This is a genomic window from Fischerella sp. PCC 9605 (assembly GCF_000517105.1).
Classification (GTDB): domain Bacteria; phylum Cyanobacteriota; class Cyanobacteriia; order Cyanobacteriales; family Nostocaceae; genus PCC9605.
In genome coordinates this window covers 1750984-1773575 of the sequence record NZ_KI912149.1, presented here as the reverse complement: position 1 = coordinate 1773575, position 22592 = coordinate 1750984, and the positions used below count along the sequence as shown (strand labels likewise).

Sequence of the window (22592 nt, the reverse complement as noted above, 5' to 3'; positions counted from 1 at the left end):
CAAATGACGATTATCTTAGTAGATAGTAGTTGGTAGTTTATTAATGTAGTTTGACAAATAACCACTAACATAACAGTTTCTTGACACTATTATCAAAAAATCCGCACCAAGGTAGATTCAAAAATATTCAATATATCGCACATATAGCATTTAGTGATCTAGCCTTTGTTGGCAACAAATTTTGAAATTTACCGCGCCAGATAGATACGGTAACAACATTATCAATGCAAAAAGTCAACTGCTTGCTTCAGCACGATTTACATCAAATCTCTTCACGTTTACTAATTGCACAATTTGGAAGTGTAGTCGCGATCGCGATCGGCTGCTTGGTAATGCTTGGCTGGTGGCTCGACATCAATGTTTTGAAGAACTGCTTTTATCTCAGCCAAGTGACGATGAAGGGAAACACTGCGCTGTGTTTTCTGCTATCAGGCTTATCGCTATGGTTGTCTTTAAGAGGAGTGGGAGAAACAAGGAGAGGGAGAGGGGGAGAGAGGGAGAGAGGGAGAAACTTTACAACATCTCCCCCACTCCTTCACTCTTCCACTTCCCCACTCCTCCACTCCCCCACTCTTCTACTCGCTCGCGCGTGTGCATTTGCTGTTTTTATAATTGGGGCACTGACATTAACTCAATACTTGTTTGACTGGAATTTCGGAATTGATCAGTTGCTATTCACTGAAGAACTAAATCCCATGTTGACATCCCAACCAGGACGCATGGGGTTGAATACAGCATTAAGCTTTATGCTGATCGGCAGAGCCTTAGAGCTTGTGGAAAAACCAAAAACCCGTCGTAGCGATTGGTATGCTCAGATTTTCGTCTCAATCGCACTTGTCATTGCTTTGCTGGCTTTGATCGGTTATGCCTACGAAGTGCAACTCCTGTACGGCATACTTCCCAACGTCACATCAATGGCATTGCATACGGCGCTGACATTTATAATGCTTTGTATTGGTATTTTGTGGGCGCGGCCAGAACAGGGACTGATGCGGGTAGTGACAAGTTCAACTGACGGTGGTTTGCTGGCACGTCGCTTGTTGATTATTGCGATCGCAGTTCCTTTAGGGACAGGATGGTTAATTCTGCAAGGACAAAAGACGGGACAGTACGATACAGCATTTGCGATCGCGCTGTTTGCGATTATTGTGATTGTGTTTTTTGCGATCGCCATCTGGCAAACTGCGGCAGCTGTTCAACGGCTCAGTATGCAGCGCGATCGCGTTAAACTGGCACTGAAAACAAATATAGAAAAACTGAAGAGTTTTGTAGAAGCAAATGTCGTCGGCATTTTATACGGTGACGTTTATGGTGGTGTTCAGCAAGCAAACGATAAATTTCTCCAGATGATTGGTTACACGCAACAGGAACTACATGCAGGCAGGATCAGCTGGAAAGAGATTACACCACCAGAGTATTTGGATTTGGATGAACAACAGATTGCCGAGGCTAAAGCTAACGGTGCTTGTACACCTTACGAAAAAGAATACATTCGGCGTGATGGCAGCCGCATTCCGGTTTTAGTAGGTTATACGTTAGTAGGAGAGAAACGAGAAGAATCTGTGGCGTTTATCCTAGATTTGAGCGATCGCAAGCAGACAGAAGCAGCGCTACTCCAAAGCGAAGAGCGATTTAGGTTGGCGGTTGATAACATGCCAGATGTTTTTGCTATTTACGATGCTCAACGTCGGTTCCAGTATGTCAATACAGCCGCTTTGCAGCATTCTCACAAGCCTAAAGAGGAAATTCTCGGACGTACTGATGAAGAAATCTTTCCTCCTGAAGTCACACAACTTTATCTGCCCATTCTCCTCCGGGCAATTGAAACACGCACAACCCAAACAACAGAAGCCAAAATAACTTTACCTAAAGGTGGCACTTTCACTGCGTTAATCAAGTATGTGCCAGTTATTGACGATCGGGGAGAAATTTATCAAATTTTGGCATTTGCTGAGGACATCACAGCACACAAGCAGGTAGAAGAAACACTCCTTAACCAGCAAAAATGGTTGGAAGATGTACTCAACCTCATGCCAACGCCGCTAGTGTTGATTGAGCCTGGAACCGCACGGGTGACTTTTGCGAATAGAGCCGCAGACGAAGTAGCTGGGGGCAAATTTCCCAAGGCAGATTCAGCCGCAGACTATCATCATCTTTACTACTCAACTGACGCTGCCGGCAATCCCATTCCCGACGAACAAGCACCGGGAGTACGAGTGGCGCGTGGTGAACGCTTGGATGGAGTAGAGTTGGACTGGCACACAAGCGCGGGTGTCCGCTCTTTGTTGATATATGCCGATACACTGCCAGCGATGCACGGGCACCAAGCTACATGTGTACTGACATTTCAAGACATTACCAATCTCAAGCGAGTTGAAAAAGCGCTGTCATTGGGCTATAAACGCCTACAGCTCTTATTTGGCACAGCTAGCGATTTACTTTCCAGCCAAGAGCCAGTTGCACTAATTGAAAGTTTGTTCCGAAAACTTTCGGAGCAGATAGGTTTAGATATTTACTTTAATTTCTTAGTTACTGAAAACTCCCAGATCATGCAGCTAGCTTCTTACTGAGGTATTGATGCAGAAATTGCTAGAGCAATTGAGTATTTAGAATTAGGTGACGGGATGTGTGGTACTGTCGCACAGGAGCGCCGTCTTATTTCTGTAGAAAATGTCAAGCAATCAAATGATCCAAAAACTGAATTCCTGCGTTTTATTGGTGTTACGGCTTATTATGGTTATCCGTTGATAGCACAAGGGCAACTTTTGGGTACTCTGTGCTTTTGCAGCCGCAGCCGTTTGCGGTTTTCCCAGAATGAAATGGGGATGATGCAAGCAGTTTGCGATCAGATTGCGATCGCTATGGAACGAGCTAGGTTAATTGCTTCGTTGCAGCAACAAACCGAGCAGTTGCAAGAAGCGAACCGCATGAAAGATGAGTTTTTGGCGATACTATCTCACGAATTGCGATCGCCTCTCAACGCTATTCTGGGATGGGCGCAACTGTTGCGATCGCGCAAACTCAACGAAACGCAGATTACCAAAGCAGTAGAAACCATCGAGCGCAACGCCAAAGCACAAACACAGTTAATAGGAGATTTGCTAGATATCTCGCGGATCATCAGAGGTAAATTGCGTCTCAATGTTCGCAGTTGCAATTTGATTGCGATTATCGAAGCTGCCCTAGATACAGTACGGTTAGCAGCACAAGCAAAAGACATTGATATTCAGACTGATATCGATCCTGCGGCAGCACTAGTTTCTGGTGATTCAGAGCGCTTACAGCAGGTAGTTTGGAATTTACTATCCAATGCCATCAAATTTACACCTACTGGCGGCAGGGTAGAAGTGCGCCTAGAACAAAAAGATGGGGAGATAGGGAGATGGGGAGATGGGGAGAACATCAAATCAGATGCTCCCCACCACCCCACCACCCCACCACCCCATCACAAAAACCGCTATGCCCAAATCACAGTCAAGGACACTGGCATCGGTATCAGCCCTGAGTTTATTCCTTATGTGTTCGATCGCTTTCGGCAAGCAGATAGTTCTAGTACCAGGATGCATGGCGGACTAGGACTGGGGTTAGCGATCGTACGCCATTTAGTAGAAATGCACGGTGGTAGCGTCCAGGTTGAAAGTCAAGGAAAAGACCAAGGCGCAACCTTTACAGTCAAGCTACCACTCCTCAAAGGTCAAGAGTCAATATTTAATACTTTCTCCTCCTCCACCACTCTCCCCCTCTCCCCCTCTCCCACTCCCCCCCTCTCCCTCCTGGATGGCGTGCGCGTGCTAGTGGTAGATGACGAAGTTGATACTCGCGACTTTCTGGTTACGGTACTCCAGGAATCTCAAGCGGAAGTTCAGGCAGTGGCATCAGTGCGAGAAGCACTAGAAGCAATAACCAACTGGAAACCAGATGTATTGGTAAGTGACATTGGTATGCCCCAGGAAGATGGTTACTCCTTAATCCGCAAACTGCGATCGCGATCGCCAGAACAAGGCGGAAAAATACCAGCAGCAGCCCTAACAGCTTATGCAAGAGCCGAGGATCGGCGTCGGGCCATACAGGCAGGTTTTCAGTTACATATGCCCAAACCTGTCGATCCATGTGAGTTAGTCACAGTGGTAGCCAGTCTTGTAGGACGAACTTAGTTTACACAGCTTTGCGTAAATATAGTAGCGATTTTAACGCAGAGGCTCGCAGAGTCTTAATCCACTGAAGTCGAAACTAATGCTCTAACTTTAGCAGCAGAATCTTGTTGCAATGCTGTTGTTGCGATCGCCTCTGCTTGTGCCATTGTCAATTGTGCGATCGCAACTTTAAATCCAGGGATAGCGTGGGGATTTAGACTAACTTCATCTAGCCCCAATCCTAATAAAATTGGTGCTGCCAAAGGGTCTGATGCCATTTCGCCACACAACCCTACCCATATGCCAGCAGCATGTCCAGTCTGGATGGTTTGCTGGATCATTCGCAACACTGCGGGATGGAAGGCATCAGCCAAATTTGCTACTTTTGGGTTGGTGCGGTCTGCTGCCATCACATACTGACTGAGGTCGTTAGTGCCAATGCTAAAAAAGTCTACTTCTGCGGCTAACTGGTCGGCAATGGCAACCGCTGCTGGCACTTCTACCATGATGCCCACTTCCATTGTTTCATCAAAAGCGATACCAGCCTGACGTAGTTCTGCTTGTACTTCAGTTAGCATAGCTTTTGCTGCTTGTATTTCTGCTACAGCGGCAATCATTGGAAACATGATTTTGATCTGCTGTCCAAAACTGGCTCTTAAAATTGCTCGCAACTGAGTTTTCAACACTTGCGGACGATCCAGACAAAAACGAATACCGCGCCAACCTAAAAAAGGATTAGTTTCAGACTGCATTCCCAAATAGGGAAGTGGTTTGTCTCCACCTACATCGAGAGTGCGAATGATCAAAGGACGGGTATCTAAAATTTGAGCGATCGCTTGATAAACTGTTAGTTGCTCTTCTTCCGAAGGAGCAGTTGTACGATTAAGATAAAGAAACTCGGTGCGAAGTAATCCTACACCCTCCGCGCCCAATTTCAGAGCTTGTTGTGTATCAGCTATACTGCCAATATTCGCAAATACAGTAATAGCGCTACCGTCGCGAGTTAAACAAGGCTGGCGTGCAATGTTCAGTGCTTGTTGTTGGGCAGCTTGCTGTGTATCCCGCTTTGCTTGCAGTGCTGCTAAAGTGTCTGGTTCTGGTTCTATCCATACCCTACCCGTCTCACCGTCTATGGCGAGGAGGGTTCCATCTGCAAGTTGCAATATCTCTGCTGGTAAACCAACGATTGCAGGGATGCCCAATGAACGGGCAAGGATGGCACTGTGGGAAGTAGCACTACCCGCAGTAATACAAATGCCCAAAACTTTTGTTGGGTCTAACCCTGCTGTATCAGAAGGATTTAAATCAGCAGCAACTAAAATCGCAGGTTGGGATATCTCCACAGCAGTTACAGGAGCACCAGATAATACTCGTAACACTCGCTGTCCCACATCGACGACATCAGCTACTCGCTCTCGTAAATAGGGATCGTCAAGGTGATGATAGTTACTTGCCACCTCATCTACAACTCCTTGCCAAGCGGCTTCAGCATTGAGATGGTAGGTAAAGACGCGTTGCTGTGCTGCTTCAATCAGGGTTGGGTCTTCTAGAAATAACAGATGGGCATCAAATATAGCTGCTTCTGCATCACCAATTTGAATTGATGCGTTTGAGAGCAAAGTCTGAATTTCCTGTCGAGCAGTTTGTAGAGCTGATTGTAAACGTTGCCACTCAAACTCAGGATTTTTTACGTGATATTCCTGGATTGATATAGGGGTGATTTGATGTAAGGCAAGGGGTATTTTTCTAAATTGGAAGCTGGGTGCGATCGCGACTCCGGGCGAAGCGGGAATGCCTTGCAGGGAAGAGGGAGGAGAGGCAGAGATGGGGAGATGGGGTGGTGAGGTGGTGGGGTGAGGTTCTAAAGCGCGGTCATCTTCGCCAAAGTTGCTTTCAATTAATGCTTGCAATGCAGCTAGTGCTTCATCTGCATCGGAACCAGTCGCAGTAATGACTATTTCGTGTCCTTGGCGCACCCCTAGCATTGCCACTTGGTTAATGCTGTCAGCACGGACAAAATCACTACCTTTAGTAACATTACGTACCTTAATTTGCGATTGAAACCGGGCAGCACATCCCACAAATCGAGCTGCTGGACGGGCATGTAATCCTAGCCTATTGCTGACAGTCAGACGAATTTCTTTTGTGTTTTGTTTTTCTCCCCTCTCCGCTAGTGGAGAGGGGTAGGGGGTGAGGTGGTCGACTACACCTAATTGAGTCGCTTTTGCTATTAATGCTCCCTGTGCTTCGGCGATTACTTGCTGAATATTATTACCAGCTGCGGCTGCGACTGTTGCGGCGATCGCACCTTCTACCAGAGGTGCTGCACACAGGTGTACTTTCTGTTGATGTTCTTCTGGGAGAAACTCCAACGCCATTTCCGCACTCATCAAGGCGCTACCCAGATCCATTAACACCAGGACACCATCATCACTGTAAACAGATGCGATCGCATTATAAACCTGCATAGCATCTGTACCTAGCGGGTTTTCTGGATCGTCAATTCCTGCGGCCACGGCTAAAGGGACTTTGCCTTGAACCATTTGGGCTGCTAGCTCCCGCACACCTTCTGCTAACCGTTTGCTGTGAGAAACAATGACAATTCCAACCACGGCAACACCGTTAATTAGTTTTGAGTTGAGATTTGAGAATGCTTCCACCTACTTATGGGGAATATATCAGAATATGGGCAACTTATCAGCAAACTGTAATCTCAAAACATTATTTGTGTGAACTGCGATCGAAAATATCATTTCAAACTGGGAGTACGGCAGTTTCTTAATTTTGACTTTATGTAATCAACAGACTTTCAATACTTGAAAGCAAGGTCAAAGTGAGCGAAATCCCTCAACTCCTTTCAACTTGGCATCAAATGTGGCAGTTTCAGTACATCCAGCTTCTTCATTCAACTTCCCAATTAGATAGTCAGAGAAATCAGCTTTTCCCTTTTTCATCTGCTGTACCGACCACCAAGCCGCTTCTCTGTTTTCAAAGTCAAAAGCATCTGCTCTCAGTATTTTTTCGAGAACATCGCTAATTTCAGAACGATTGAGTTTATATGAAGTTTTCAGTACCCAAACAAGTTCACATAGAACAATGTTGTTAATGAAACAGATTTCACCACTTACTTTCGTCTGTTTAATATACTCATCCGCCAACTTCCATTGTTCCAAGTCATCCTGAACAAGATAGCGAACAATAACATTGGTATCCAGCCCCTTCATCACAAGCTTCCACCAGACTGTTCAATTGCTGCATTCATTTCTTCGATAGATACTGGCTCCCTTCCTGGTTGGTGGAGGATACCGGACAATTCCTCAACATGCACATTTAGTGGTTGAATGTAGACTCTACCGTCGGCTTCGACAATGAAACTAATGCGATCGCCTGGACGTAAGTTAAGTTTCTCTCGAATTTCTTTTGGGATAGTTGTCTGACCTTTACTAGTAATTGTAGTAATATACATAGCTTTCCTTACTTTTATGTATATTTCTTACTTTATGGTAAGGATGAAATCTGAATGAATCAAGCTGGCTTGTGCTTTGACTGTTATAGCGATCGCTAATAAATATAGTGATTGACAGTGTAATAGTGTGTTGGGAAAGTCTGGTTGGCTCACTATCCCACCAAATAAAGGTATGGGTGTCTAATATGAACTTCATGAGTTGCCTGTCCAAAATTCTTCAGGCAGTGGTTCGTCAAAATCATCACTTGTCCAGATCGCACCAGTATGCAATCCTGCCACTCTTGGTGAAGGTGATGATGCAACTGGTATTAACCGAGCTAATGCAGTATCACCCTCTGTCAAAATAATTTCTGTACCAGCCTGCACTAGGGATAACAACTCCTTCAAACTTGGTTGTGTTTCATGTAAGTCAATTTTTCGAGTGAGCATAGGAATTTCTATAGCTTTTATATGCTAATCATCTCTTGGATTTGTTAATGCTATCCAATAGAAAGCGTCTGCAAATACAAGCTTCATCTTGCTTTTTTGGGTGTTCCATAGAGGTAATGTTCGTGTTGTTCTGCTCCATCTGTCGGTAATTGATTCATCTCTTCTTCTGTCATATCTTTAGTAAAATCCGCCACTAGATTAATGAGAGATTCACCTGTTGTTTGATGATGGGAAGTACTAGTAGTTTCAAGATAATCTTTAATTACTTCTTTAAGTCTCTCAAACACACTTTCTAGAGAATCATCCTGAAATTGATGTCCCTCTATTGCTGGAGACGAGACAAGATATCCTGACTCTTTTTTTTCAATTAAAATGTTTACTTTATCTAACATTTTCTTCAACATCCTTTTTTTCACTTTCTATTAGGTAGTCTACTCTCTATTTTCCACCGCCCCTAAAGCTTTCAGCGTGGCTTTTTCGGCTTCCGTTAAACCAGCAACGCCTGTGATATTCATGCCCTCATAGGGTTTGTCGCTTCTGAAGGTTTTGAGGCACTCGCCAGTCTTGACATCCCAAAGTTTAATTGTGCCATCCCCACTACCACTGGCAAGAATTTGACCATCGGGACTGAAGGCAACTGAATTTACCCAATTCGTATGCCCTTGCAAAATATTGATATATTCACCACTCTGGAGATGCCATAATCGCACTGTTTGGTCAGCACTACTACTAGCAAGAATTTGACCATCGGGACTGAAGGCAACCGCACGTATTCGACTGATGTGCCCTTGCAAAGTGTTGAGACATTCACCACTGTTAATGTCCCATAACCGCACTGTTTGGTCAGCGCTACCACTGGCAAGGATTTGACCATTGGGACTGAAGGCAACTGCACGCACCCAACTGGTGTGCCCTTGCAAAATATTAATACATTCACCACTGTTAATGTCCCATAATCGCACTGTTTGGTCAGCGCTACCACTGGCAAGGATTTGACCATCGGAACTGAAAGCAACTGAATTTACCCAATTGGTGTGCCCTTGCAAAATATTAATACATTCACCACTGTTAATGTCCCACAATCGCGCCGTTTGGTCATTATTACAACTGGCAAGGATTTGACCATTGGGACTGAAGGCAATTGCAATTATCCCACTGGTGTGCTCTTGCAAAGTGTTGAGACATTCACCACCCTGGAGATACCATAATCGCACTGTTTGGTCAGTGCTACCACTGGCAAGGATTTGACCATCGGGACTGAAGGCAACTGAATTTACCCAATCGATGTGTCTCTGCAAAATATTAATACATTCACCACTGTTAATGTCCCACAATCGCACCATTTTGTCGGCGCTACCACTAGCAAGAGTTTGACCATCGGAACTGAAAGCAACTGAATTTACCCAATTGATGTGTCCCTGTAAGGTATGAAAGCATTCACCACTACTGATGTGCCATAATCGCACTGTTTGGTCATCACCACCACTGGCAAGGGTTTGACCATCAGGACTGAAGGCAAATGAATTTACTGATTTGGTGTGTCCCTGCAAGGTATGAAAGCATTCACCACTCTGGACATGCCATAATCGCACTGTTTGATCAATACTACCACTGGCAAGAATTTGACCATCGGAACTGAAGGCAACTGAATTTACACAATTAGTGTGTCCCTGTAAAGTGTGGAAGCATACACCATTATTGAGATTCCATAATCGCACCGTTTGGTCATTACTACCACTGGCAAGAATTTGACCATCGGGACTGAAGGCAACTGTACGTATCCAACTGGTGTGCCCTTGCAAGATATTAAGGCATTCACCACTCTGGAGATGCCATAATCGCACTGTTTGGTCATGACTACCACTGGCAAGAATTTGACCATCGAGACTGAAGGCAACTGCACGTACCCAACTAACGTGTCCCTGCAAGGTATGGAAGCATTTACCACTGTGGACATGCCATAATCTCACTGTTTGGTCATCACCACAACTGGCAAGAATTTGACCATCGGGACTGAAGGCAACTGCACGTACCCAACTAATGTGTCCCTGCAAGGTATGGAAGCATTTACCACTGTGGACATGCCATAATCTCACTGTTTGGTCAGCACTACTACTGGCAAGGATTTGACCGTCTGGGCTGAAGGCGATTGCACATACTGAATTGGTGTGCCCTTTACAGGTCAAAATTTCTCTGCCACTAGCTGCTTCCCACAAGCAAACCACTCCATCATAATCACCGCTAGCCAACAGTTTGCCATCCGGACTAAATCCTACTGCCAAAACACTGCCTAATACTTTGGTAAAAACACAGTCAATTAGATTTGCTCCAGTAAAATTAACATGGCGTAGGCTGGCATTAGTAAAATCAGCATTCCGAATCACTGCCTGAGAGAGATTCTTCCCTTCCAAAGCTCTCTTATTAACCTTTACTAACAATTTTGCTGCATTTCCCCCGACATAACCCACCTCTTCTTCTGTTTTGCCGCGTGTAGCATCGAGTATTTCTAAGAGAGGAGAGTAGTTACCCAACATTGGCACAAGCAAATCCATTACTGCCTTTGTCAGAGGAGCTTGACCAAAAGTCGGTTGCAGTTGTACTAGAGATTCACTGACAAATCTTTTCAGGGGGGTAATTGGTAAAATTTGCTCCGCGTCATTTACTTGTCGCCGGAAATACGATGACCAAGTGTAATTCTCTGGTGTAGCTGTTGTGTCTAAATGCAACTGCGCCTGCGCCAACTCAATAAAATCATCAGCCAATACCCCCAACTCAGCGGCAAACTTATAAGCAACAAAGAACTCTAACAACGAACGATGCGCGGGAGTATAATCACCATCGGCATTGCGGATGAGCATTGTTTGACCCATCATGTCATAGTGCCAGTGGTCTAAATCCTTTTCCTCGCGCACAACTGCACCAAACAGGCGACGAATGCGATCGGGGAAAAGCCGATAATTGAGGCTCATCTGCTCAGTAGACAGCATCTCCCAGGAAAGTTCGCACAAAAAGTAGAGTTTATCTGCTAAAGAAGTAAAAGTACGCTCAGCTTTGATATCTCGTTCCATCTTGCGCCGCACGGCATATAGATAAACCCGTGACATATCCACAGGTTTACCCGCCTCAATATCTGGCAACGCTTCCAAAATTAACTCTGTCATCACCGGACGCCGTGCCAAGTCCAACAGTTGGGGATTACCCATCACCTGTTCAACTGTGGCAGGTTCAGCATTAAAAGATAACACCTGCCGAATTTGTTCGTCGTTGAATTTCTCTAGTTCCAGGACTTCAAACTGGGGTGTTTCACCCGTCAGATTGGCAGTAGAGGCTTGCAGTTCGGCGTTGAGTAACGCCCATCCTTCTTTTGCTTCAGGAAAATGCTCGGTGCGACTTGTCAGAATCACTTTGGAACCGGGAACCACAACTTTTGCTAGTTCCCAAAAATTGTTTATCATTTGCTGGCGATCGCATTTTGCTGCCATTTCGTCAAAACCATCGAAAATCAGCAGCAGTTTACCCATGCGGTTGAGTTGATCAAAAACTTCGCTGTTTAAGCGAATATTATGTTGGGTGAAAAAGAAACCCGCCAGCACGTTCTCCACATTCAAGGCTCTAGCATAGTCGCGTAAGGTAATGACCAAAGGTAAGCGGGGACGTTCCAAACCACGTCTTTGAGCATCTTTGTAACGTTGCAATGCAGTCCAAGCATAATGGAAGGCAAACCAAGTCTTACCTGTACCAAACTCGCCCAAAATTGAGATATGCTCTTTGGCTGGGTCATCCAACCATAGATCAATGTAACCGTCAATCCAATCGTCACGCTCATCGTAGCGACTGACACCAATGCGACGCTTCGTTACTGGGTCAAATTCTTCTTTTGTACAAGCGAGTGGCACATACTTTTGATCTATTTCTCGCCGTTTGATTTCTGCTTCCAACCAATCGAGATAGCCGTTAAAATCAGCATCTTGGTCGATAAGTTCATCAAAAGTCAAGCATTCCAAATCCCGATTTTCTTCTTTATCAACTTCATCACGCGCCGCGCGTGAAATGCGCCGTGCTGTCACTAACCAGCCTTCGTCTGTGTTTTGTGCTTCTACTGACTGGCGCAAAGCCATCACATCACTCAGTCCGGCTTCGCCCTCAATTCCACGCACGAGTATACGGTCAAAACGATTACGTCTTACTGGAATGCGGATAATCCACTCAAAATAGTTATCTTCCCAAATTTCGTGTTTTTCAAAGCTGTAGCCTAGAGTTTCAAACCAACCGCGCATTTGTTGTGCTAGGGCGATCGCCCGACATTTCTTTTCATGTAGAGACGCGAAATTTCGCGTCTCTACACCTGGTGGCAATGCTGAATAACTCTGTGTCGCCAAACGTGCTATCTCTGTTCTGATTCCTTCCAGTGTCGGCAACCTATCGAGTTGTTCTTGGATGTTAGCAATTCTTTTGTGTAAAGAGCCGATTTGCTGGTTCGTCAGCACATCAGCAGGTGTGCGGCTGCGTTTGGCTACTTCCGAAAATACAATATAAAATTCAGCAATTTCGCGTCTTACATCGATTCTCAAGCTTTTGATTTCATCTCCCGAAGCATAGGCATCAAGAAAAGCATCGATTTCAGACAGGAGAATTGAAGGGTTATTGTGGTCAAATGCCTTACGAAAAGCTAATTTGATTTCTTCTTGCCGGAAAAGTTCGAGCAATGGCTTGGGTTTGCCAACACCGTATTCTACTAAGGTGTAGGCGTAAACACCGCTAAAATCAGCTGGGGGATGCTCAGGATCGAGATTAAATTGCTTTAATAATCTAATTACTGTTTCATTGCGCTGAATCTTATCTTTGATCAAAGAGGTGGGACTGATGATGCCAGTAATTGCGCTGATTAAAGACTTAAGATCAATCGGTATCACAGGCGCGTTTTTTTATAAAAGGAAGATTTGCTGAGCTTGTTTATTCTTATGTTAACGCCTGGTAATCATAGATCTGGAGTTTAGTGGGTCATGAACTTTCAGTACAGCAGCATCGATGAAAATCTTTATTCTTTCTGCCCTCTGCCGTCAGCATAGCTGCCTTATTTTCAAGTCAGACTAGTTCTCGACCCACTTTACTAAACTTAGGAATTGCCGTAGCGGCTGGGGGAATTAGTGGTTATGCAAAAGTGCAGCCAAAAATTTCTGAAAGTTTAGCCGGAACAGCGATCGCAGTTGCACTTATGTCACCAGTTTGTGTAATCAGTGTCCACTTTTCAACGTGCCCGATATAGTCATACCAATAAAAAAAATGATTGCAACAGATGGATTAACAGAACCCCGGCAGAGACAGTCATTCCCAATCCAAAATCTAAAATCCAAAATGGTATCAGTTCGCGATCGGACGCAAGTACCGCAAACACAAGCTTTATGAATTTGTATGAACTTGGTGACAGCGTGGTAGTGCGGTCACTTTCTCTTCACATTTATCGCAAATACTAAAAATATCGACCTGCTCGACCGAAATCGACATGTTACTGATAAGGAGTCTTTCTTATGGTTGGGTTGATAATTACTTGGTTAGTAACAGCTATCAGCTTTTTGATTATTTCTAGACTACCAATAGGAGTAGAAATCGACAGTTTTGGAAAAGCGTTAATTACCGCCGCAGTTTTTGGAATATTGAATGCACTTTTACTTCCCGTTTTAACCTTTTTTACCTTGCCATTCATTATCCTTACCATAGGCTTATTCTTTTTTGTTCTAAATGCAATTATCTTTGGGTTATCAGCTGCTATAGTGCCTGGTTTTCGCTTAAGATACGGTTTTTGGAGCGCTTTGCTTGGTTCAATCGCTTTGGCAATTATTAATTCCATTCTCTTAAGGCTCATAGCACCACTGACTTGATCAAAAAAGCGAGTGTTTCATTTGGAATAACTAATCAAGACAAAGCATAAGATTGTGAATTTAAGGCAAAAATTTATGATAATAAAATTTTTACGACAACAAATTGTTTTTTTGATAGGTGAATTGGCCGGAAATCAACAGGCGATCGCAAGCTGTATCGCAACAGCAAGGTTAGGAGGTATGCGCCGATGAGAAGTTTATTGATGAAAAATCCCGTGATCATAGGGGCATCTTGGATAGGTGCATATCTTTTGATTATCCTATTACCCCTACTAATACTACTTTTATACCCGCCTACACCAAGTGATGAACGTAGTTTTTGGCTGGAATTTTCTGCTGCTTTGGGTTTCATCGGTTTAGCAATGATGGCAATGCAATTTGCTCTAACTGCCCGGATCAACCGCATCGAAGCCTCATACGGCATTGACCTAATTCTTCAGTTTCACCGCTACACCTCGATAGTTGCGTTCTTTTTCATCCTTGCTCACCCGATAATTTTATTCATTAACAATCCAGAGACACTGCAACTATTGAATTTCATCGAAGCCCCGTGGCGAGCAAGGGCAGCAGTTATCGCTACTTTGGCGCTAATTGCGATTATTGTCACTTCCATTTGGCGCAAACAGCTTAACATTCCCTACGAACCTTGGCGTATAGCTCATGGCATCTTAGCAGTTATTATCGTTGGATTTGGTTTGGGACATGCCTTGGGTGTGGGTAACTACCTAGGGCTGTTTTGGAAAGCAGTGATCTGGACTGGTATTGCAGTAGCTGCGTTGTGGTTATTAATTTACGTCCGCTTGGTCAAACCCTACTTTATGCAGAAAAAACCTTACTTGGTAGAAGCTGCAATTCCCCAACGAGGCAATGTCTGGAATCTAGTTTTGCGTCCCAGAGGACACGAGGGAATACATTTCCAACCAGGTCAATTTGCTTGGCTGACTCTGGAAATATCGCCGTTTAGAATGCGTGAACATCCATTTTCTTTTGCTTCGAGTGCAGAACATCCCGATCGCATTGAATTTGGCATTAAGGCTTTAGGAGACTTCACAAATACAATCAAAGATGTCAAACCTGGTACTAAAGCCTTCCTTGACGGCCCTTATGGAGTTTTCACTACAGACCGTTATGAAAACACTGCTGGATTTGTCTTTATTGCTGGAGGTATCGGCATCACGCCAATTATGAGTATGCTTGTTACCTTAGCAGAACGTAAAGATGAGCGCCCCATACTGTTAATTTATGCGAATAAGACTTGGGAAGATGTAACTTACCGAGAAGAAATTGAAGCCTTAAAAGACAAATTAGACCTGACAGTTGTCCACGTTCTTAGAGAACCTCCGGAGGATTGGTCAGGGGAAAGTGGATATGTTGATAAGGAACTGCTAAAACGCTACATTCCTAAGCGTCCTGCAACTCGAAATTACTTTATCTGTGCTGTACCAAAAATGATGGATCAGGTAGAGAAAGCCTTGCACGAGTTGGAAGTACCTGTCACCAACATTCACATGGAACACTATAACCTTGTTTAACTCAATTAGCATCATGCATTAGCTATGCGTTTATGCCGCATTGCCAAATTTGCTTCACTAGTAATTGCTTCTATCTTATTGATCTGGATGTTTTCTCCCGCAACCATCGTACCCCCTGCTGACCCTACCGAAGCGATCGCTATCTATGTCACAGACCACGGCTTGCATTCCAGATTGGTGTTACCCAGTGGCAACGGCGAATTAATTCAGTATGCTTACGGTGATTGGAATTATTTTGCGCTAAATCAGCAGGACTTAAGAAATGGGGCGGCGGCACTTTTAGTACCAACTCAAGGCACTCTCGGTCGGCGAAAATTTAGCAATATCGCTGAACTTCAGCAAATCATTCAACAGCAAGATTACACCCTATTAAGTTTAGAAGTTGCGCAAGCCAAAGTAACACGGCTGTTGAAATTATTAGATGAACGTTTTAACCGCAATATTGAAACGAGCATCGAAAATCCACAAACAGGTTTAACCTTAGTCCAAGATGACCAAGACTATACCTTGTTACACAATAGCAATCACGAACTAGTTGAGTGGCTACAAGATTTGGAATGCCGAGTTCATGGCTTTATCATGTGGGCAAATTTTCGGGTAGAACGTCCATAAGATTAATGCTTTATCTCATAAACACAAAGTATACATCTTAAAAATTAACTATGAAAGAAATCTACACAGAGATCGAAATTCAAGCACCGGATAAGCAGGTTTGGAAAATACTCACCGATTTTGACAGTTTTCCAACATGGAATCCCTTTATCCGTCGAGTCAGTGGAGAGGTTAGAGAGGGCGCACAACTGGAACTACAAATTAAGCCTCCAGGAAAAAATGAGATAACTTTTAAACCGACAGTTCTTAAAGCTATGCCAAATCGAGAATTAAGCTGGTTGGGTCATTTTCTCATACCAGGGCTGTTTGATGGCGAACACATTTTCGTGATTGAATCTCTGGAAAGAAATCGCACTCACTTCATTCAAAGGGAAGTTTTTAGAGGGTTACTTGTTCCGTTATTTGCACACCAACTTGATACAAACACGCGCCAAGGTTTTGAAGAAATGAATCGTGCCTTGAAAATGCGATCTGAACAATCAGAAGCTGTAGGAAAAGTATAGAATTTGATTCTTTTGCATTTTAAAAATCTTAAATCTAAGGCTTTGTTATGCGTTACAGTATTATGCTTCAATTAGTAGCAACTATCACCTTTATTTTTCTCGGTACTGCTGCTTTATTTGCCTGGTTGCAATACCGTCCAGCTCCAGAAGAAACAAATACACAGGGCAGAATTTCATATATTCCTACTCGTTTTCCGACATAAATTGATTCATATCTTGCACACCTATACAACAGCCCGGAAACAGGGTCTCCAAACCCTCGTTACTAGGTTGAAACTGGTAACAAGAATTAAGAACCTATGGCTCTTATTAAAAATGGTGATATATTTCAATTTACCAGTAAGGAAAGTAATATCTACCATCTATTTAATTTGGGCATTTTCCTCCCTAAAAAAATCTTATTTCAGCACAAAAATAATAATTATTAATTGTTCATAACAATTAACTATTTACTTAAGGAGACTACGTAACTAATGAGAACAAAAAATAATTTAATTGCAGAAGCTTGGATACTAATTGAAAAGTCAATTATTTATTATCACGATCGTCCGATTGGAACAGTTGCAGCCTTAGAACCAGGGTCACAAGCACTGAATTATGACCAATGTTTCGTCCGTGATTTTGTCTTATCGGCGCTGGCTTTTTTGATTAACGGTAAATCTGAAATTGTACGTAATTTCTTGATAGAAACTCTCGCTTTGCAGAGTCATGAGCCGCAAATGGACTGTTTTCAGCCGGGGCCGGGACTAATGCCAGCCAGTTTTAAAGTAGTATCAAAAGATGGCGAAGAGTATTTGACTGCTGATTTTGGGGAACATGCGATCGCCAGAGTTCCACCTGTTGATTCTTGCTTGTGGTGGATTATCTTACTACGAGCTTACGTTAAAGCCACAGGCGATATCTCACTTGCCCACCAAACCGAATTTCAACAGGGAATCAAGTTAATTTTGGAAATGTGTCTTGTCCATCGATTTGCTATGTATCCAACCATGCTGGTTCCCGATGGCGCTTTTATGATTGACCGTCGTATGGGTGTCTACGAACATCCTCTAGAAATTCAGGTGCTGTTTTATGCTGCCTTACGTGCAGCTAGGGAACTTCTTCTGCCCAATAATGATAATACTTTCTGCATTAATGATGTAAATCAACGTTTAGCACCTCTTACCTATCATCTCCGCGAATATTATTGGATTGACCCAAATCGCTTGAATGAAATTTATCGCTTTAAAGGTGATGAATTTGGCAAAGAAGTAGCGAACAGATTCAATATTTATCCTGATTCAATTCCTGCTTGGTTAACAGAATGGCTACCAGATACTGGCGGTTATCTAGCGGGTAATCTTGGCCCTGGACGCATGGATTTTCGTTTCTTTACTTTGGGAAACTTAATGGCTATTATCACCTCTTTAGCCAGTGAGCAAGAATCTCAAAGCATTATGAATTTAATTGAGCAACGTTGGAATGATTTAGTTGGATATATGCCCATGAAAATCTGTTATCCTGCACTTGAGGGCATAGACTGGCAAATCATTACGGGGTGCGATCCAAAAAATACTCCTTGGTCTTATCACAATGGTGGTAATTGGCCAGTCTTACTGTGGTTACTAACAGCAGCAGCGCAAAAAACAAATCGCATAGAGATTGCTCATAAAGCCATTGAGATTGCGGAAAATCGATTATTTGGAGATAAATGGCCAGAATACTACGATGGTAAGAATGGTCGATTAATTGGTAAGGAAGCAAGAAAATATCAAATCTGGACTATAGCTGGTTTATTAGTAGCAAAAGAGCTAATCTCCAATCCTAGTCATTTAGAATTAATTTGTTTTGAGATGGAATAAATAAAATTTTAAGTCATGACATCAAAAATAAGTATAAGAAAATATCCTGTACCTCGCAACCGCTGGTTTGAACGATTAATTGCCATCCTAGCATTGGTCAATTTATGTTTAGTCTTATTTGATTTAACCTATATTCCTTGGCGTGATTTCTATCTACAAGTATTGCCAAATGTCACTCAACTGTACGATCCAATTAAGGGCATTCAACCCCATCCAGAAACGCAAAACTACCTCGACAAGGTTACAGAATTAGAAGAACAGGTTTTGCAGACTGGTTTGCAGTCACCCCAAGCAGAAAGTTTGCTTGGTGAATTACGTTTCCTTAGCCACCGCATGATTGAGGATAATCCGTTTGATGTAGCTAATAAAAGTGGTACTTTAGCAAAAATCAAAAATGAAATACGCTTGCGTACAAATGAACAATCTGCCAGAGATGCCTTTACTAGGTTTTGGAGTCAAGCTTATTTGTCCCAAATGGGTTGGCAATCGGAAATTAATTTTTTTAATTATCAAATTAGACCTCTAATTAATAGTAACTATTATCGCGATATTGGTAGATTTGGCAACTTTGTCAATCGTTTCTGGTTGATTGACTTACCTTTTGTAATTATTTTTGCCTTAGAATTTTTGGCACGTACTTTTTATATCAGTCGTCGCAATCCTTCGTTAAACTGGTTAGAAGCCATGCTAAGGCGGTGGTACGATTTATTCTTGTTACTTCCCTTCTGGCGTTGGCTACGAGTTATTCCAGTAACTATTCGTCTTTACCAAGCCGATTTACTCAATCTTGAGCCTTTGCGATCGCAAATTAATCATGACTTTGCCGTGAGTTTTGCTGAGGAAATCACTGAAATGGTAGGCATTCAAGTGATTGACCAAATGCAAGATGCGATTCGCCAGGGTGACTTGGCACGCTGGTTATTTCATCCTGAAACGCGCAAACCCTACATTCAAGTTAATGAAACGAACGAGGCAAAAGCTATCGCTACTCGCTTAGTCAACGTCAGTGTCTATGATGTTTTACCTCAAGTCCAGCCTGATATAGAAGCCTTAATGCATCACACTATTGCAAGTACTCTCAAAGAATCTCCAGCTTATCAACAAATACAAAATATACCTGGTCTAAATCACTTACCCAATCAACTAACAGAAAAGTTGGCTCATGACTTATCTCAATCTATCTCTAACAACCTCATCATGGTGCTGTCAGACTCAGTTACAGCAAAACTTACTTCTCGTCTAATTACAAACTTTCGTGATGCATTAGAGATGGAGTTACAGAAAAAGCATAACGTTCAGGAATTTCAATCTTTACTGATCGATATGCTAGAAGAAATCAAAATTAACTATGTCAAGGGCATTGCTTCTTCTGGAGTTGAAAAAATCTTAGAGGAAGCAAACCAAATTCATACAATTATTCATCAGTAATAAGTTGAAATTCTTCTAATACCATGCTAGTTGCTGCTATTGATTGAGGCATGATTTCCCTGTTCGGAGCAATTCTATTTTGGAGAATTGCGATCGTACTGTCAGTATCACAAAACACTCCTAAGATAGTGTTGTGTGAATATTGTCACTGGTTCCGTACCTGGGTTCAGTTTGCGTAGGTCTGTAGATAGAGGTTATGAAACTTAGACCTAATTAAATTTGAGGTCTTGTATCTTTGTTTTTAATCATTTTTTTGAAGCGAAGCGACCATCCTTAATAAATGTGCAACAAATCCTACAAATTGGGAAATTAACTATCTAGGCATTTCAAAGATCATGCAAGCAGCAATTCTTATTTTTAATCCATCTGCGGGAAAGGGCGATCCTGTGGCAGATTTAGTGGCAATCCGAGAAGTATTGGAACCTCAAATCAACCTGGATATTCGCCCTACCCATGAAGTTAGTCCTTCTCAGTTAGTTCGTGAAGTGATTGAACGCGGTACAGAAATGATTATCGTATCTGGAGGTGATGGTACGATATCAGGTGCTGCTGAAGCAGTGATTGGTACAGGAATTCCTTTTGGTATAATTCCCAGAGGTACTGTCAATGCATTTGCGAAAGCTTTAGGCATTTCCACTGTAATTAAGGAAGCCTGCCAAACAATTTTAACTGGTGTACCTCGAAAAGTGGATGTTGCTTTATGCAATAACAAACCAATGATTGTCCTGAGTGCGATCGGTTTTGAAGCTGAAACTATTAAAGAAACTGACAAAAAAGCTAAAAAGCTTTTTGGTACATTGGCATTTGTTGGGACAGGGATAAAACAACTGGCAAATTTAGATACTTTTACAGTCTACATTGAAACCGAAAAGGAAACACTTAATTTATCAGCCTCAGCTGTCACTATTGCCAATGCAGCTGCACCGACTTCAATTCTGGCACATGGGCCTGCGGGAGTAATAATAGATGATGGTCTGCTAGATGTGACAATCGTTGCTCCTGCTAACCGCCAAAATGCTCTGTTTGCTGCTTATCATCTGCTGAGGTCGGGCTTCACAGGTAGTGCTACTAATCGAGATGATATTCAGCACCTACGCGCTAGGAATGTGAGGGTGAGAACTGAACCTCAAAAAAAAGTAGCTTTAGATGGTGATATGAATGGAACTACTCCGCTTGAAATTAAATGTATTCCAGGAGGTCTAACGATTTTAGTGCCATCAGTTTCAGGGTAAAATTTCCAACTTATAGTTATTAGTAGAAAACTGTGCTACGAGGATTACAATTCTCGTAGCACGGCTTGGCACTATTTTCCACCAAATTCTCTATCTGGACTGCTACAACAACCTACTTTAGTAAGCTCTACGGGTAAACTGATAATACAAGAAGATAGCGATAATCGCACCTAATACTGCGACAATTACACCCGGAAGCGAGAGACTTGCGGCAGTAAAAGTGAGTGTTCCTGTTTGTAGAAGGTCAAATAAAGTTCCGCCGATAAAAGCTCCTACAATTCCCAAAAGTATGGTTCCAAGCAAGCCGCCCCCTTGCGAACCAGGATAAATCCATTTAGCAATAGCACCTGCCAGTAAACCTAAAATAATCCAAGCTAAAATATTCATGGTTTTACTCCCTTTAATTCTACAATTATTTGGATAAATGGTATAACTTGGAATTATTTAAACCAAGATTTAACCTGATTTTATGTTTTTAATTTACCAATTACTCACGCCTAAATTAACCATCTCTAGTTAGATAAATATTCTTACTCAAGTTATATAGGACTAGTATTTGATTTTTGAAAAGATACGTAGGGGAGGCAAAAAGGGGTGTGGATTTTCCTCCCCCTTTATTGCCGTTGCGTTACGCCAAAGGCTAACGCACCCTACTTGTACTTAGATTTTTTCAAAAATTAAACCGGATTCCTATACAAATAAATGCTCGTTTTGCAAAAACATACAACATCTATCTTTTGATATAAAAGCAATATTTTAACCTAAAAACTTGCTTGATAGAGATTAGAATCTTTACTCAGCTGTAAGACAGACAATAATTACCGTCACATTCCATTCACATTTATTGTTTAACGTAAGAAAAGCAATTAAACGGTTTGATGTCTCGTATCATGGTGAAGAATATAAAGACTCAAAATTGTGCTCGAAGTATTAAAAAGTTTGCGTTTGCTACAGGTATTCTGTTACTGCCAGTTTTTGCAGCCTGTGCACCAAACGATACTGCTCAAGTCCCTCCAACAACTACACCACCTGCCACAGATGTAGAAGATACGCCTGAACAACCTCCAACTACTCCGACGACCCCTCCTGCAACTCCTGGTGCAACGGTGGATGAAGATATAAAGGGTGTTGTACAAGCTAATCCTTCATTGACAACACTTGCAAATCTGATTGATGAAGCAGATTTAGAAGACAAGTTAGATGATGATGGGCCTTATACCTTGTTCGCGCCTTCAGACCAAGCGTTTGCTGCTATCCCCGAAGCAACTCGACAGCGATTGCTTCAACCAGAAAACCGCGAGACTCTCAGACAGGTTTTGACCTATCACGTTGTTCCAGGTAACTTGACAGCCGAGCAACTTCAGTCTGGAGAGGTAAAAACTCTTGCTAATAATCCAGTCAACGTACAAGTTGATCAAGCAACTAACCAAGTTCGAGTTAACAATGCTAGCGTTACTCAGCCAGACATTCAAGCAAGTAACGGCGTCATTCATGTAGTTGACCAGGTAATTGTGCCCCCCAACTTAAACTTGTAAAC

Annotated in this window: 17 protein-coding genes and 2 pseudogenes; 12 read left to right on the top strand and 7 right to left on the bottom strand. The window is 42.7% G+C overall.

Annotated elements, in window-relative coordinates:
- Nucleotides 1-224: 224 nt before the first annotated feature.
- Nucleotides 225-4154, top strand: a pseudogene (locus FIS9605_RS37825) (PAS domain S-box protein).
- Between the two features lie 56 nt (nucleotides 4155-4210).
- Here FIS9605_RS37825 and ptsP read toward each other — a convergent pair.
- The 6 genes from ptsP to FIS9605_RS0122655 form a co-directional block, all read right to left on the bottom strand.
- The gene (gene ptsP, locus FIS9605_RS0122680; RefSeq protein WP_026734644.1) at nucleotides 4211-6745 is read right to left on the bottom strand and encodes a phosphoenolpyruvate--protein phosphotransferase; all 2535 of its coding nucleotides are present in this window, start codon (nucleotides 6743-6745) and stop codon (nucleotides 4211-4213) included.
- A 216-nt stretch (nucleotides 6746-6961) separates the two neighbouring features.
- Nucleotides 6962-7357 (bottom strand): PIN domain-containing protein, encoded by a 396-nt coding sequence (locus FIS9605_RS0122675; protein WP_026734643.1) that lies wholly within the window; start codon nucleotides 7355-7357, stop codon nucleotides 6962-6964.
- Nucleotides 7357-7599 carry an AbrB/MazE/SpoVT family DNA-binding domain-containing protein gene (locus FIS9605_RS0122670; RefSeq protein ID WP_026734642.1) on the bottom strand — a complete coding sequence of 81 codons (243 nt, stop codon included), beginning with the start codon at nucleotides 7597-7599 and terminating at the stop codon, nucleotides 7357-7359. Before FIS9605_RS0122670 ends, FIS9605_RS0122675 begins: the two co-directional genes overlap by 1 nt.
- A gap of 192 nt (nucleotides 7600-7791) precedes the next feature.
- Complete coding sequence (locus FIS9605_RS0122665; RefSeq protein ID WP_026734641.1) at nucleotides 7792-8028, bottom strand: type II toxin-antitoxin system Phd/YefM family antitoxin; 237 nt, start codon at nucleotides 8026-8028, stop codon at nucleotides 7792-7794.
- An 83-nt stretch (nucleotides 8029-8111) separates the two neighbouring features.
- Nucleotides 8112-8420: a type II toxin-antitoxin system HicB family antitoxin gene (locus FIS9605_RS0122660; RefSeq protein ID WP_026734640.1), complete on the bottom strand. Its 309-nt coding sequence runs from the start codon at nucleotides 8418-8420 to the stop codon at nucleotides 8112-8114.
- Nucleotides 8421-8459: 39 nt separating this feature from the next.
- Nucleotides 8460-12941, bottom strand: coding sequence for an NACHT domain-containing protein (locus tag FIS9605_RS0122655; RefSeq protein WP_026734639.1), 4482 nt, complete (start codon nucleotides 12939-12941; stop codon nucleotides 8460-8462).
- A gap of 182 nt (nucleotides 12942-13123) precedes the next feature.
- On the opposite strand from FIS9605_RS0122655, the pseudogene FIS9605_RS41150 reads away from it, so the two are divergent.
- From FIS9605_RS41150 to FIS9605_RS0122610, 10 genes and pseudogenes are all read left to right on the top strand, one after another.
- Nucleotides 13124-13279 (top strand): annotated as a pseudogene (locus FIS9605_RS41150) (DUF389 domain-containing protein); the annotation flags it as partial.
- 32 nt (nucleotides 13280-13311) lie between these two features.
- On the top strand, nucleotides 13312-13434 hold the full coding sequence (locus FIS9605_RS46150) for a hypothetical protein (RefSeq protein ID WP_269321059.1): 123 nt from the start codon (nucleotides 13312-13314) through the stop codon (nucleotides 13432-13434).
- Nucleotides 13435-13556: 122 nt separating this feature from the next.
- Entirely contained in the window at nucleotides 13557-13907 is a 351-nt protein-coding gene (locus FIS9605_RS41145) for a phage holin family protein (RefSeq protein ID WP_072032409.1), read from the top strand.
- Nucleotides 13908-14095: 188 nt separating this feature from the next.
- The gene (locus FIS9605_RS0122640) at nucleotides 14096-15439 is read left to right on the top strand and encodes a ferredoxin reductase family protein (protein WP_026734638.1); all 1344 of its coding nucleotides are present in this window, start codon (nucleotides 14096-14098) and stop codon (nucleotides 15437-15439) included.
- Nucleotides 15440-15463: 24 nt separating this feature from the next.
- Nucleotides 15464-16051 carry a hypothetical protein gene (locus tag FIS9605_RS0122635; RefSeq protein ID WP_026734637.1) on the top strand — a complete coding sequence of 196 codons (588 nt, stop codon included), beginning with the start codon at nucleotides 15464-15466 and terminating at the stop codon, nucleotides 16049-16051.
- A gap of 50 nt (nucleotides 16052-16101) precedes the next feature.
- A complete protein-coding gene (locus FIS9605_RS0122630; protein WP_026734636.1) occupies nucleotides 16102-16554 on the top strand; it encodes an SRPBCC domain-containing protein in 453 nt (150 codons plus the stop codon).
- Between the two features lie 47 nt (nucleotides 16555-16601).
- The gene (locus FIS9605_RS44290) at nucleotides 16602-16757 is read left to right on the top strand and encodes a hypothetical protein (RefSeq protein WP_197036113.1); all 156 of its coding nucleotides are present in this window, start codon (nucleotides 16602-16604) and stop codon (nucleotides 16755-16757) included.
- 270 nt (nucleotides 16758-17027) lie between these two features.
- Nucleotides 17028-18395, top strand: a complete 1368-nt coding sequence (locus FIS9605_RS0122620; RefSeq protein WP_026734635.1) for a glycoside hydrolase 100 family protein — start codon at nucleotides 17028-17030, stop codon at nucleotides 18393-18395.
- A 15-nt stretch (nucleotides 18396-18410) separates the two neighbouring features.
- The gene (locus FIS9605_RS0122615) at nucleotides 18411-19823 is read left to right on the top strand and encodes a hypothetical protein (RefSeq protein ID WP_051470100.1); all 1413 of its coding nucleotides are present in this window, start codon (nucleotides 18411-18413) and stop codon (nucleotides 19821-19823) included.
- A gap of 335 nt (nucleotides 19824-20158) precedes the next feature.
- Nucleotides 20159-21055, top strand: a complete 897-nt coding sequence (locus FIS9605_RS0122610) for a YegS/Rv2252/BmrU family lipid kinase (RefSeq protein WP_035140000.1) — start codon at nucleotides 20159-20161, stop codon at nucleotides 21053-21055.
- A 117-nt stretch (nucleotides 21056-21172) separates the two neighbouring features.
- Here the strand turns inward: FIS9605_RS0122610 and FIS9605_RS0122605 are convergent, their stop codons facing one another.
- On the bottom strand, nucleotides 21173-21442 hold the full coding sequence (locus FIS9605_RS0122605; RefSeq protein ID WP_026734632.1) for a GlsB/YeaQ/YmgE family stress response membrane protein: 270 nt from the start codon (nucleotides 21440-21442) through the stop codon (nucleotides 21173-21175).
- Nucleotides 21443-21933: 491 nt separating this feature from the next.
- Between FIS9605_RS0122605 and FIS9605_RS0122600 the strand changes: the two genes are divergently transcribed.
- Entirely contained in the window at nucleotides 21934-22590 is a 657-nt protein-coding gene (locus FIS9605_RS0122600; RefSeq protein WP_231510423.1) for a fasciclin domain-containing protein, read from the top strand.
- The last annotated feature ends 2 nt before the right edge of the window (nucleotides 22591-22592 follow it).